This is a genomic window from Mycobacterium sp. IDUB_36, from assembly GCF_055419225.1.
Map to the genome: position 1 here is coordinate 3,461,304 of NZ_JBVAXH010000001.1, position 13,436 is coordinate 3,474,739.

The 13,436-nt window shown below is 65.6% G+C and carries 12 protein-coding genes; 9 read left to right on the top strand and 3 right to left on the bottom strand.

Annotation, left to right across the window (positions count from 1 at the left end):
- Nucleotides 1-88: 88 nt before the first annotated feature.
- The 7 genes from prpD to ACZYW1_RS17265 are packed head-to-tail and all read left to right on the top strand — an operon-like array spanning nt 89 to nt 7,025.
- Nucleotides 89-1,594 carry a 2-methylcitrate dehydratase PrpD gene (gene prpD, locus ACZYW1_RS17235; RefSeq protein ID WP_463787395.1) on the top strand — a complete coding sequence of 502 codons (1,506 nt, stop codon included), beginning with the start codon at nt 89-91 and terminating at the stop codon, nt 1,592-1,594.
- A complete protein-coding gene (prpB, locus tag ACZYW1_RS17240) occupies nt 1,591-2,508 on the top strand; it encodes a methylisocitrate lyase (RefSeq protein WP_463787397.1) in 918 nt (305 codons plus the stop codon). Before prpD ends, prpB begins: the two co-directional genes overlap by 4 nt.
- On the top strand, nt 2,505-3,647 hold the full coding sequence (locus ACZYW1_RS17245; RefSeq protein WP_463787398.1) for a bifunctional 2-methylcitrate synthase/citrate synthase: 1,143 nt from the start codon (nt 2,505-2,507) through the stop codon (nt 3,645-3,647). Before prpB ends, ACZYW1_RS17245 begins: the two co-directional genes overlap by 4 nt.
- A 33-nt stretch (nt 3,648-3,680) precedes the next feature.
- Nucleotides 3,681-4,760: an NAD(P)H-dependent amine dehydrogenase family protein gene (locus ACZYW1_RS17250; protein WP_463787399.1), complete on the top strand. Its 1,080-nt coding sequence runs from the start codon at nt 3,681-3,683 to the stop codon at nt 4,758-4,760.
- Nucleotides 4,757-5,530, top strand: a complete 774-nt coding sequence (locus tag ACZYW1_RS17255; protein WP_463787400.1) for an SDR family NAD(P)-dependent oxidoreductase — start codon at nt 4,757-4,759, stop codon at nt 5,528-5,530. Before ACZYW1_RS17250 ends, ACZYW1_RS17255 begins: the two co-directional genes overlap by 4 nt.
- Nucleotides 5,527-6,144: a TetR family transcriptional regulator gene (locus ACZYW1_RS17260; protein WP_463787401.1), complete on the top strand. Its 618-nt coding sequence runs from the start codon at nt 5,527-5,529 to the stop codon at nt 6,142-6,144. The genes ACZYW1_RS17255 and ACZYW1_RS17260 overlap by 4 nt, the downstream gene beginning before the upstream one ends.
- Nucleotides 6,144-7,025, top strand: a complete 882-nt coding sequence (locus ACZYW1_RS17265) for a DUF1295 domain-containing protein (RefSeq protein WP_463787402.1) — start codon at nt 6,144-6,146, stop codon at nt 7,023-7,025. Before ACZYW1_RS17260 ends, ACZYW1_RS17265 begins: the two co-directional genes overlap by 1 nt.
- Here the strand turns inward: ACZYW1_RS17265 and ACZYW1_RS17270 are convergent.
- Nucleotides 7,022-7,408 (bottom strand): thiol-disulfide oxidoreductase DCC family protein, encoded by a 387-nt coding sequence (locus tag ACZYW1_RS17270; RefSeq protein ID WP_463787403.1) that lies wholly within the window; start codon nt 7,406-7,408, stop codon nt 7,022-7,024. The two genes, ACZYW1_RS17265 and ACZYW1_RS17270, sit on opposite strands and share 4 nt — an antisense overlap.
- Complete coding sequence (locus ACZYW1_RS17275; RefSeq protein ID WP_463787404.1) at nt 7,405-7,851, bottom strand: hypothetical protein; 447 nt, start codon at nt 7,849-7,851, stop codon at nt 7,405-7,407. Before ACZYW1_RS17275 ends, ACZYW1_RS17270 begins: the two co-directional genes overlap by 4 nt.
- Before the next feature lie 127 nt (nt 7,852-7,978).
- Between ACZYW1_RS17275 and ACZYW1_RS17280 the strand changes: the two genes are divergently transcribed.
- Together ACZYW1_RS17280 and ACZYW1_RS17285 are read left to right on the top strand one after the other, a co-directional pair.
- Nucleotides 7,979-9,715, top strand: a complete 1,737-nt coding sequence (locus ACZYW1_RS17280) for a DUF3556 domain-containing protein (RefSeq protein WP_463787405.1) — start codon at nt 7,979-7,981, stop codon at nt 9,713-9,715.
- Between the two features lie 352 nt (nt 9,716-10,067).
- A complete protein-coding gene (locus tag ACZYW1_RS17285; protein ID WP_463787407.1) occupies nt 10,068-11,066 on the top strand; it encodes a hypothetical protein in 999 nt (332 codons plus the stop codon).
- Between the two features lie 72 nt (nt 11,067-11,138).
- Here the strand turns inward: ACZYW1_RS17285 and metE are convergent, their stop codons facing one another.
- Nucleotides 11,139-13,412, bottom strand: a complete 2,274-nt coding sequence (gene metE, locus ACZYW1_RS17290) for a 5-methyltetrahydropteroyltriglutamate--homocysteine S-methyltransferase (RefSeq protein WP_463787409.1) — start codon at nt 13,410-13,412, stop codon at nt 11,139-11,141.
- Nucleotides 13,413-13,436 lie beyond the last annotated feature (24 nt).

Here is a 13,436-nt window from a genome sequence, read left to right on the forward strand (position 1 = left end):
ACGTTTGCAATGTGCGCCGAATCAGGACGCAAAATTACGCATGTACAGGTACTTTCCGAAGCCTGCGACGTTGCATAGTGTGCGAACCATGTTGATCCACGAGGTGCGGACCCACCGCAGCGCGGACGATTTTCCCGTCACCGAGCACCTGGCCTACAAGATCGCCCAGGTCGCCGCCGATCCCGTTCGGGTGGCGCCGGAGACCGAGGCGATGGTGATCAACCGGATCATCGACAACGCCGCGGTGAGCGCCGCCGCGGTGGTTCGACGGCCGGTCACCACGGCCCGGCAGCAGGCTCTGTCGCACCGGGCCCGCTCCGGCGCCACCGTCTTCGGCGTCGACGGCAGCTATTCCGCCGAGTGGGCGGCCTGGGCCAATGGCGTCGCGGTGCGTGAGCTCGACTACCACGACACCTTCCTCGCGGCCGAGTACTCCCACCCCGGCGACAACATCCCGCCGCTGATCGCGGTCGCCCAGCAACTCGGCGTCCGCGGCAGCGACCTGATCCGCGGTCTGGCCACCGCCTACGAAATCCAGGTCGACCTGGTCAAGGGGATCTGCCTGCACAAGCACAAGATCGACCACGTCGCCCACCTCGGCCCCTCGGTCGCGGCCGGACTGGGCACCATGCTGCGACTCGACGTCGAGACCATCTATCAGGCGATCGGTCAGGCGTTGCACCTGACCACCGCGACCCGGCAATCCCGTAAGGGCGCCATCTCCAGTTGGAAGGCGTTCGCGCCGGCGCTGGCCGGCAAGGTCGCCATCGAGGCCGTCGACCGCGCGATGCGCGGAGAAGGTGCGCCCGCGCCGATCTGGGAGGGCGAGGACGGCGTGATCGCCTGGCTGCTCTCCGGTCCCGGGCACACCTACCACGTTCCACTGCCCGCGCCGGGTGAGCCCAAGCGGGCGATCCTGGACACCTACACCAAGGAACATTCCGCCGAATACCAGAGCCAGGCGCCGATCGATCTGGCCCGCCGGCTGCGGGGCCGCATCGGCGATCTCGACCAGATCGCGACGATCGTGCTGCACACCAGCCACCACACGCATTACGTGATCGGCACCGGCTCCGGTGACCCGCAGAAGTTCGACCCGGACGCCTCCCGGGAGACATTGGACCACTCGCTGCCCTACATCTTTGCTGTCGCTCTGCAGGACGGCAGCTGGGATCACGAGTTCTCGTACGCCCCGGAGCGCGCGCACCGGTCGGACACGGTTGCGTTGTGGCACAGGATCTCCACGGTCGAGGACCCGGAATGGACCCGCCGCTACCACTCGAACAACCCGGCTGAGAAGGCTTTTGGCGCCCGGGCGGAGGTGACGCTCAAGAGCGGCGAAGTGATCACCGACGAGCTCGCCGTTGCCGACGCACACCCGTTGGGCGCGCGGCCGTTCGAGCGTGCGCAATATATCGCCAAGTTCTCGCAATTGGCCGACGGGGTGGTGGATTCCGCTGAGCAGCAACGGTTCCTGCACGCCGTGCAGGACGTCAGCGCGCTCAAGGGCGGCGACCTGGTGGCGCTCAATGTGCGGGTGCTTCCCGAGGTGCTGGACAAGGCGCCGACGATTCCGTCCGGAATCTTCCGGTGACCGGCTTGCTCGGTGCGCCGTCCAGCGCCGTCGACAAGCGCGCGGCGTTTCGGGCCGGGCTGAACTCGGGCCGGCTGCAACGGTTCCCGGGCGCGTTCTCACCGCTGGTCGCCAAGCTCATCGCCGAGATCGGGTTCGAAGGCGTCTACGTCTCGGGCGCGATGCTGTCGGCCGACCTGGGCCTGCCCGACATCGGTCTGACCACGCTGACCGAGGTCGCCGGCCGGGGCGGGCAGATCGCGGCGGCCACCGACCTGCCTACGCTGATCGACGCGGACACCGGCTTCGGCGAGCCGATGAGCGCCGCGCGTACGATCACACAGCTCGAGAACGCCGGTGTGGCGGGCTGCCACCTCGAGGACCAGGTCAACCCAAAGCGTTGCGGCCACCTCGACGGCAAAGCCGTTGTCCCGACGGCAGATATGGTCAAGCGCCTCCGCGCCGCGGTGACCGCCCGCCGCGACCCGAACTTCGTCATCTGCGCCCGCACCGACGCCGCCGGCCTCGAAGGTATCGACGCCGCCGTCGAGCGTACGAAGGCCTACGCCGGCGCGGGTGCGGACCTGATCTTTATCGAGGCGCTGACCGGCCCCGCCGACTTCGAGAAATTCCGTGCCGCCGTGGATGTTCCGTTGCTGGCCAACATGACCGAGTTCGGCAAGTCGGAGCTGCTGACCACCACTCAGCTGACCGACATCGGCTACAACGTGGTGATCTATCCGGTCACCACGTTGCGGCTGGCCATGTTCGCTGTCGAACACGGTCTACGCGACATCGATTCCAGGGGAACGCAAGCCGCACTTCTCGATCAGATGCAGACCCGTGACCGGCTCTATGAGCTGCTGCGTTACGCCGACTACAACCAATTCGACGACGAGATCTACGGCGTCGGGGCGAAAGGATTCCGCCGATGAGCGCACCGGTGGCCGAGAAGAAGATCTACAAGGGACTGGCCGGCGTGGTCGTCGACACCACCGCGATCTCCAAGGTGGTGCCGGAGACCAATTCGCTGACCTATCGCGGTTACCCGGTGCAGGATCTGGCCGCGCACGCGAGCTTCGAGGAAGTCGCCTACCTGCTGTGGCACGGCGAACTGCCCGACGACGGCCAGTTGGCGCTGTTCAACCAGCGCGAGCGGGCCAGTCGGCGCATCGACCGGTCACTGCAGTCACTGCTGGCCAAGCTGCCCGACACCTGCCACCCGATGGACGTGGTCCGCACTGCGATCAGCTACCTCGGCGCCGAGGACCCCGACGAGGACGACAGCGCCGAGTCGGCCAACTACGCCAAGTCACTGCGCATGTTCGCGGTGCTTCCGACGATCGTCGCGTTCGACATCCGGCGCCGGCGGGGCTTGGATCCGGTAGCGCCGCACAGCCATCTCAGCTACTCCGAGAATTTCCTGTCCATGTGCTTCGGCGAGGTACCCGAGCGAACCGTCGTCTCAGCATTCGAGCAGTCGATGATCCTGTATGCGGAGCACAGTTTCAACGCGTCAACCTTCGCCGCCCGGGTGGTGACGTCCACCCAGTCGGACATCTACAGCGCGGTGACGGCCGCCATCGGCGCCCTCAAAGGCTCGCTGCACGGAGGGGCGAACGAGGCGGTCATGCGCGACATGATCGAGATCGGAACGTCCGACAAGGCAGCGGAATGGCTGCACGGCAAGCTCTCCCGTAAAGACAAGGTGATGGGTTTCGGGCATCGCGTCTACAAGAACGGCGACTCGCGGGTACCCACGATGAAGGACGCGCTCATCCGCGTTGCCGACGCCCGGGACGGACGTCGCTGGCTGGACATCTACCGGATTCTGGAGCGGGAGATGTTCGCCGCGACCGGTATCAAGCCCAATCTCGATTTCCCGACCGGGCCGGCCTACTACCTGATGGGCTTCGACATCCCCAGCTTCACATCGCTTTTCGTGATGAGCCGCATCGTCGGGTGGACCGCGCACATCATCGAGCAGGCGGGATCCAATGCGCTGATCCGACCGCTGTCCGAGTACTCGGGCCTGCCTCAACGCAGCTTCGACAGGCGCGTGGCACCCCGTTGACAGTGACTGCCAGTCGGTCATACTGTGCCAGGCGTGACCAATCCGCCGAAGTTGCGTGTCATCCAGTGGGCCACCGGAGGGGTCGGTAAGGCCGCTGTCGAATGCGTGCTTAATCATCCGCAACTCGAGTTGGCCGGCTGCTGGGTACACAGCGCCGACAAGAACGGCCGCGACGTCGGCGACATCCTTGGCCTCGGATCACTCGGTGTCACAGCGACTTCGAGCCGGGACGAGGCGCTGGCCATCGACGCAGATTGCGTGGTGTACAGCCCGCTGATACCCAACGACGACGAAGTCGTGGCGATCCTGCGATCCGGTAAGAACATCGTGACTCCGGTCGGCTGGGTGTATCCCGATCCGGGCAACCCGCGTCACCGTGCGGTCGCTGATGCCGCAGTGCAGGCCGGGGTGACGCTGCACGGTTCCGGTATCCACCCGGGCGGCATCACCGAACGCTTCCCGCTGATGATCTCGTCGCTGTCTTCGGCCGTCACACACGTCCGCGCGGAGGAGTTCTCCGACATCCGCACCTACAACGCACCCGACGTGGTGCGCCACATCATGGGTTTCGGTGGCACGCCGCAGGAGGCGATCGAAGGGCCGATGGCCGGCCTGCTGGAGGCCGGTTTCAAACAATCGGTGCGAATGATCGCCGACCACATGGGCTTTCGGATCGACGCCAACATCAAGACCATCCAGGACGTGGCGGTGGCCGCCGCTGAGATCGACTATGCGCCGTTCCCGATCACGAAGGGGAGCGTTGCCGCGCGCCGGTTCCGCTGGCAGGCCCTGGTCGACGGTGAACCGGTGATCACCGCCGCGGTCAACTGGCTGATGGGCGAGGACGACCTCGACCCGGCGTGGGACTTCGGCGGGCGCGGCGAACGCTTCGAGGTCGAGATCACCGGCGACCCGACCGTCAATCTCACCTTCAAGGGTCTGCAGCCCGAGACGATCGCCGAAGGGCTGGTGAAGAATCCGGGCGTCGTGGTCACCGCCAATCATTGCGTCAACGCGATTCCCGACGTCTGCGCGGCCGGTCCCGGCATCAAGACCTATCTCGACTTGCCGCTTTTCGCCGGCCGGCCCGCGGCCCGGCTCACATCGGCATGAGCTACACCCACGCCGACTCGATGCGCGGGCACGTGGCGATCGTCACCGGCGCGGCGCAGGGAGTCGGAAAGGGTATCGCCACAGCGCTTCTCGAGCGCGGAGCTTCGGTGCTGCTGGCCGACATCCAGGGCGACAAGCTGGCCGCCACCACCGCAGAGCTGCGCGCGCTCGGGCCTGTCGAGTCGGTGGTCGCCGATCTTCGCGACCCGGACAGCGCACAGCGGATCGTCACCGCGGCCGTCGATGCGTTCGGCGTGGTGCACGGTCTGGTCAACAATGCGATCGCCACCAACGAGCCCAAGGCGTTCGTCGACATCACCACCGAGGACATCGCCGTCGGCCACGAGGTCGGGCCGCGGGCCAGTTTCCTGCTGATGCAGGCCGTGCACCCGCTGATGGTCACCGCCGGTGGCGGGTCGATCGTCAACCTCGGCTCGGGAACCGGCACCGGCGGCGAACCGAAGTGGGGTGGCTACGCAGCCGCCAAGGAGGCCATTCGCGGCCTGTCGAAAGTCGCTGCGCTGGAATGGGGTCGGGACAACATCCGGGTCAACGTGGTCTGCCCGTTTGTCGAATCCGACGGCATCAGATTCTGGCGGGAGTTTGCCCCGGACGACTATGTGAAGGCGGTCAAACGGGTACCGATGAAGCGGATCGGCGACGTCCGGGACGATGCGGGTGCATTGGTGGCGTTTCTGCTGAGCAGCGACGCGACGTTCGTCACCGGTCAGACCATCCACGTCGACGGCGGGATCGGATGCTTCCGATGACCCTCCCGCAACGACCAGAGTCGCTGCGCGACCGGCAGCGCGCGCAGATCCGGGCCGACATCCGCCGGGCCGCGTTCCGGTTGTTCGTCGAGCGCGGCTACGACGCGGTGACGACCGAAGAAATCGCCTCGGCCGCCGGGGTTTCGCCGCGCACTTTCTTCCGGTACGTGCCGACGAAGGAAGAATTGCTGCTGGCGCCCGTCCGCCATGGCGGCACCGCGATTGTCGGCCTTCTCGAAGAGCGACCCGACACCGAACCGCCCGACATCGCGTTGATCAACGCGATCATCATCCGGACCCGGTCGTTCGGCGTGGCCGACACCGAAGAGTGGCGGGCGGCATTGTTGGTCGCACCCGACCTGCTCGGCAAGCTGACCGTGCACCTGCCTGCCGACCGGGACCGGGTGACCAAGCTGGTCGCCACCCGGATGCGGGCGAATGCCGATACCGACATCCGACCGGCGCTGTTGGTTCAACTTGCTTTTGCTGCGGCGGATTTCGCATTTCAGCAATGGGTCCGACAATCGGCCAGGAAGCCGCGCGCGCTGGACCGGTATGTCACCGAAGCACTCGAAGCGATCAAGAGCACGCACTGGGAGAGGAAGCGGATCTGATGAGAAGCAAGGCGCATTCGCTGGCGCTGGTCGCAATCGCGTACGTCGTCGCCATTGCGGTGGGGGCGGCCTGGCTGGCGTGGGGTCCACACACCGGCCGGCTGGTGCTCGACACGTTGGTCGCGGACCTGCTGGCCACCCTGGTGATCTTTGTCTTCAGCCGGTCGTATGGAAACTCGAGCTTCTACGACGCCTACTGGAGCGTGATTCCCCCTGTGCTGCTGTTCTATTGGTGGAGCCAGTCGGGGTTGCAGCAGCTGCGATGCTGGCTGATCGCGGTGGTGGTGATGCTGTGGGCGATCCGCCTGACCGCGAACTGGTTGTACGCATTTCCCGGTCTGCACCATGAGGACTGGCGTTATCCGATGTTCCGGGAGAAGGCCGGACGGTGGGAATTCGTGGTCGACCTGGTGACGATCCACCTCATCCCCACGCTGTTGGTCTTCGCCGGCATGCTGCCGGCGTATGCCGCGGTGAGCTGGCCTCGCGGCGACATCGGCTGGTTGACCGATGTGGCGTTCGTGGTGGGGCTGGGCGCCGTGGCGCTCGAGCTGGCCGCCGATGCGCAGATGCACCGCTTTGTCCGCGACAAGGCCGAAGGGCAGGCGATGGACCGCGGATTGTGGTCGTGGTCACGGCACCCGAACTACTTCGGCGAGTTCAGCTTCTGGGTGTCGTTGGCGCTGTTCGGGGTGGCTGTTTCACCATCGGACGCCTGGTGGCTGTGTCTCGGGGCGCTGGGAATGCTGGGCATGTTCCTCGGCGGCAGCATCCCGATGATGGAGACCCGCAGCCTCGAGCGGAGGCCAGAATATCAACAGGTGATCGACCGGGTCTCGCGGTTCGTGCCGTGGCCGCCACGGACGCCGGGCCGGGCCTAACAGGCGGCCGGGTGCGTTTCGCAGTACGGCGTCGTCCCGGGGAACTTGTAGCGGTGGCCGGCGACCCAGCGGTACACCGCTTCCTGCAGGATGCGGACACCGGGAATTCGATAGAGCACCAACGGGATTCGCGTACCGACGGCCGCTGAGAGCGCGGCGTTGGCGGCCTCTGCGCCGGAGTAGACGGCGCCGGAGGAATCCAGCCAGCGAACCGAGTCCAACAGGCTTGCCGGCGCGATCCCCAGACGTTCCGCGGTGCCGGGGCGCTGCAGTGGCTCGGTCTTCATGTCGCCGGTCCGGTCGAACCTCAGCAGTAGATCCTTGGAGCGCGTGCACATTCCGCATGCCCCGTCGAAGAACAGCGTGCCGGTCGGGTAACTCATCGGTGCGCCCTCTTCTTGTCATTCACTCGCGATAATGCCAGCGTACCGGCGATCGCGAAGACGAGGCCGGTGCCGATCTCGGCGACCGCGCTGACCCAGGAGAACCACGTCACGTTGATCCTCGGCCCGGACACGAAGCTGTCCTGGTAGTCCGGAAAGAAGCTCGGCAGCAGGTGCGCGTAGATGAACAGGATCGCGCTGCCGAAGCCGACCGCCATCGCCGTTTCCGGGGCCCGGCGCCGGCCTGTGGTCGCCATGACGACCGCGACCACCACGAACATGCCCTGGATCATGCCGCCCACCATGATCGCGTGCGGGGATGCGGCCATGCCCCGGCGCAGATGATCGACGACGTGGACGCCCCACCCGACTACGAAAAGCAGTGCCGCCCAACGCAGATTTCGCTGAGCGGACGTGGATGGCTGCGGAAGTTGCATGGTCATCGTGGATCACCGTCCTTACGCCTGACATCTAGTTGTACTACTACGCAGCGTAGTAATCAAGAGGTTTGCGGCGGGCTTTTGACGGAACGGAAACCATCTAGCTAGAACACGTTCTAGTCTTGCCGCCATGGGATTTCTCAAGCAGGAAACTCCGCAGCTCGACTTCGAGGAATGGAGCAAGGGCACCCGCGCCGAGAAGATCGTCCCGATGGCCCGCCACTGGGCCGAGGTCGGCTTCGGCACCCCGGTACTGCTGCATCTGTTCTACGTGGTCAAAATCGTGCTCTACATCCTGGCGGCCTGGCTGTTGGCGCTGACCACGACCGGTATCGACGGGTTCACGGACGTCGCGCACTGGTACGCCGAGCCGATCGTGTTCGAGAAGGTCGTCCTTTTCACGATGCTGTTCGAGGTGGTCGGCCTCGGATGCGGATTCGGCCCGTTGAACAACCGGTTCTTTCCGCCGATGGGTTCGATTCTCTACTGGCTGCGCCCCGGCACCATCCGGTTGCCACCGTGGCCCGGACGGGTTCCGTTGACGAAGGGCGATAGTCGCGCGCCCGTCGACGCACTGTTGTACGCGGCGCTGCTGGCGCTGCTCGTGATCGCGGTGTTCTCCGACGGCACCGGCCCGCGGCCAGCCCTCGGTACGACGATCGGAGTGCTGCCGGCCTGGCAGATCTGGTCCGTGCTGGGAGTGCTGGCGGTGCTCGGGCTACGGGACAAAGTGATATTCCTGGCGGCTCGCGGTGAGGTGTACGCCTCGTTCACGGCGACGTTCCTGTTCGCCGGTTACGGCGTGGACATGATCCTGGGCGCCAAGCTGGTGTGCCTGGTGATCTGGCTCGGTGCCGCGACATCGAAGCTGAACAAGCACTTCCCGTTCGTCATCTCCACGATGATGAGCAACAATCCGGTCTTCCGGCCCCGGTTCATCAAACGCAAGTTCTTCGAACACTTTCCGGACGACCTGCGACCCGGCCGGGCATCCCGGTGGCTCGCGCACTTCAGCACGGCCATCGAGGGATTGGTGCCGTTGGTGCTGTTCTTCAGCCACGGGGGCTGGTGGGGTGCGATCGCCGCGTTCGTCATGCTGTGCTTCCACTTCGGCATCCTGTCGTCGATCCCGATGGGCGTCCCGTTGGAGTGGAACGTCTTCATGATGTTCAGCGTGCTCGCGCTCTTCGTCGGACACCCTTCGGTCGGGTTGCGCGACCTGACGACGCCGTTGCCGCTGTTGCTGTTCGCTGTGGTCGCCGGAACCGTGGTGACCGGAAACCTGTTGCCGCGCAAAGTATCCTTTCTGCCCGGCATGCGCTACTACGCAGGAAACTGGGACACCACGTTGTGGTGCATCAAGCCGTCGGCAGAGGCAAAGATCGCCGCGGGCGTCGTTGCGATCGCCAGCATGCCGGCTGCCCAGCTGGAGAAGTTCTACGGCAGCAAGGAGGCCGCGCAGATCCCGATGTACATGGGATATGCCTTCCGCGCCTTCAACACTCACGGCCGGGCACTGTTCACGTTGGCGCACCGCGTGATGGCCGGCCAGAACGAGGACGACTACGTCCTCACCGATGGTGAGCGCGTCACCAGCACCGCCATCGGGTGGAACTTCGGCGACGGGCATTTCAGCAACGAGCAGTTGGTCGCGGCGCTGCAGCGACGATGCCACTTCGAGCCGGGGGAGGTACGCGTGGTGATGCTGGACGCTCAACCGATTCACCGGCAGACCCAGCAGTACCGTCTGGTGGACGCGGCAACCGGCGAATTCGAGCGGGGCTACGTCATGGTGGCCGACATGGTGACTCGGCAACCCTGGGCGGACGACGTGCCGGTGCACGTTGCCGAGGCCCACCGCGACTGATTGCTGACTTCGCCGCACCGACCGCCGTCGGGTCCGACGCCGTCTTGCAACTTTGTGTTTCATCAGCAATTGATGTGTGTAACCGATGTGCCTCGTCAGCGCTGTCCAGTGCGGACGCCGGCAACGTCTAGCTAATTAGGTTTCCGATTCAAACGCGAGATCGTCGCGTCCGCGTTCCGTGTTTGCCGACGCGGTCGAAACTGGTCGATTGTCCTGATTCACAGCGAACTCGCAGTTCAGCGATCTAGAGATTTATTGGGCACGTGCCTTGTTTCTTATCCTACTCCCAGGTAATGTCCCCGCTCGCCAATGTGGCATGCGCCACAATCAATTTTCAGCAAAAGGAGATGCCGTGCAGCTGGTGAGTTTTACCGGTAACCACGGGGGGAACATCGAAGCGCGTTCACCGGGTTCAGCCACCCGGATGCGCGCATGTGCGGCCGGCGCGTTCGCGCTGGTCGGTGCGGGACTGATCGCCGTCAACCCGGTCGCCTCGACCATCGGGACCGGCGCTGTTCATCGCGACGTGCACTTGGTCAGCGTCGACGCGATCGCCGATCTCGCGGCCGCGACCGATCCGCTGACCGAGTGGTCGAGTGTCTTCACGGAGGCGGCCGCCAACCTTGAGGCGATCGGCACCGAGATCCAGGCCGACCCGTTGCCGGTGCTGTCCGAAGTGATCGCCAACCAGTTGGCGTTCGGCCAGACGATCGGCACCAACCTGTCGGATCTGGCCACCGGGCTGAACACCTTGTTCACCGACGAATTGCCCGGGCAGTTCCAGGATCTGATCACCGGGATCGATGCCGGCGACATCAGCGCGTCCGTCAACAACTTCACCGAGGGCCTGCTGATCGACCTGCTTCCCGGCGCCGGATCGCTGGTGAACATCTCTGAGATTCCGGGCGAGATCGCGCAGAATCTGGCCAACGTGTTGACCAATGACCTGTCGAACGTCGTCCTGACGGGGTTGCTGTCCCCGACGGCGGCGCTACTGGGCACCACACAGGCTTTCGCCGACAGTGCGCAATCGATCGTCGACGCCTTCGACGCCGGACAGACCGACGCGGCCTTCACCGACCTGCTGAACATTCCGGCGGTACTCACCGGCGCCTTCCTCAATGGCTACGACGCCACTGACACGTTGGGCATTTCCTACGCCGGCATCCTCTCGACGCTCGAAACCGGCATCAGCCCAGGCCTTCTCGACGAACTCCTGGTCCAGCTGCCGCAGGAGATCGCCCAGACGCTGGCCGGCGACGGGACGCCAGCCACGCTGGCGGCCGACTGGAGCGCGCTGCTGGCCGAATTCGGGCCCAACCTGGCGGCCGACGCCCTGTCAGGCCTGTAGCCGACGAAGGCCGGGCGTGACGACGCACCTCACGCCCGGCCTTCGTTACCAGGTTCTCTCGACTACCCGCCGTCAGGCGTTGGCGCGGACCTTCTTGGTCGCCTCGACCAGGTTGGCCAACGACGCGTTCACCTCCTCGGAATTGCGGGTCTTGAGGCCGCAGTCCGGGTTGACCCAAAGCCGCTCAGCCGGAATCGCTTTCAGCGCTTCGTGCAGCGACTTGGTGATCTCGTCGGTGCTCGGCACCCGCGGCGAGTGGATGTCGTAGACACCCGGTCCGACGCTGTTGGAGAAGCCGATCGAGTTCAGGTCGTCGAGCACCTCCATGTGCGAGCGTGCCGCCTCGATCGAGGTGACGTCGGCGTCCAGGTCGGCGATCGCGCCGATCACCTCACCGAACTCCGAATAGCACAGGTGCGTGTGGATCTGGGTGGAGTCCTCCACCCCCGATGTCGCCAGCCGGAACGCGCCGACGGCCCACTCCAGGTAGGCCGGCTTGTCGGAGTTGCGCAGCGGCAACAACTCTCGCAGCGCCGGTTCGTCGACCTGGATCACCGCGATGCCGGCAGTCTGCAGATCCACCGTCTCGTCGCGGATGGCCAGCGCCACCTGGTCGGCGGTGTCGGCCAGCGGTTGGTCGTCGCGGACGAACGACCAGGCCAGGATCGTCACTGGACCGGTGAGCATGCCCTTCACCGGCTTGTCGGTCAGCGACTGGGCGTACTTGGCCCACTCCACCGTCATCGGCTGCTGGCGGGTGACATCGCCGTAGAGGATCGGCGGGCGCACGCACCGGCTTCCGTAGGACTGCACCCAGCCGAGTCGGGTGGCGAAGAAGCCGTCCAGTTGTTCGGCGAAGTACTGCACCATGTCGTTGCGCTCCGGTTCGCCGTGTACCAGCACGTCCAGGCCGAGCGACTCCTGCAGCTTGATCACGTCGGCGATCTCGGACTGCATCCGGCGGGTGTACTCCGACTCGTCGATCTCGCCGGCGACCAGTGCGGCACGGGCCTTGCGGATCTCTACGGTCTGCGGGAAGGACCCGATCGTCGTCGTCGGCAACGCCGGCAGGTGCAGCCGCTCGGTCTGTGCCTCGCGGCGCTCAGCAGCCGGGCCGCGTTCCGTGCCACCGGTTTTCGCGATCGACTCGAGGCGCTCGCGCACCTTGCTGTTGTTCAGCCGCGGGTCCTTCTCACGTGACGCGACCGCGGCATTCGACTCGGCGACTTCGTCGGCCACCGCGTCGCGGCCGTCCTTGAGCGCCTTCGCCAACGTGGCGACCTCGTGCACCTTCTCCGCGCCGAACGCCAGCCAGCTGCGCAGCGCGTCGTCCAGATCGGTCTCGGGCTCCAGCGAGTAGGGCACGTGCAACGTCGAGCACGATGTCGAAACAGCAAGCGAGCCAACCGAACCCAGTAAGCTCGCCAGGGTGCCCAGCGCCGCCTGCAGGTCGGTCCGCCAGATGTTGCGGCCGTCGACGATGCCGGCCACCAGCGTCTTGTCGCCCAACTGAGGCACCGAGGCCAACGCGGTGTCGGCGCCGTAGACCAGGTCGACACCGATCGCCTCGACAGGTGTGCGGGCCAGGGCGGCCAATGTGTCGCCGGGGTTGCCGAAGTAGGTCGCGACGTGGATAGCCGGCCGGTTGTCCAACGCCCCCAGCGTGGAGTACGCGCGCTCGGCGAGCGTGGCGGCATCGGGGGAGATGTCGGTCACCAGTGCGGGCTCGTCGAGTTGTACCCACTGCACATCCTGGTCGGCAAGCTGTCCGAGCAGGTCCTCGTAGAGCGGAACCAACTCGTCGAGCCGCTCGATCGGGGCGCCCGCACGGTCGACGGCCTTGCTCAGCAACAGGAAGGTGATCGGGCCGATGATGACCGGACGGGCCGGAATGCCTTGTTCGCGAGCCTCTTTGAGCTCGCTCAGGACCTTCTCCGGGTGCAGCGAGAACTCGGTGTTGGGACCGATCTCCGGGACGATGTAGTGGTAGTTGGTGTCGAACCACTTGGTCATCTCCAGCGGTGCGATATCCCCGGTGCCACGAGCCGCTGCGAAGTAGCGATCCAATTCGTCGGAGACGCCCTCTACGCGCGGCGGCAGGGCGCCCAGCAGCACGGCGGTGTCGAGCATCTGGTCGTAGTAGGAGAACGTGTTGACCGGCACCGAGTCGAGTCCGGCGTCGACCAGCTGCGACCAGGTGTCGCGGCGGATGGTGGCGGCGACCTGTTCGAGCTCCGATCGGCTGGTGTTGCCTTTCCAGTAGCTTTCGGTGGCGCGCTTGAGTTCTCGCTTCGGCCCGATGCGCGGCGAGCCGGTCACGGTGGCGGTGAAGGGTGTTGCGGTCACGGTTGTCGTCCTTCAAATTGACGG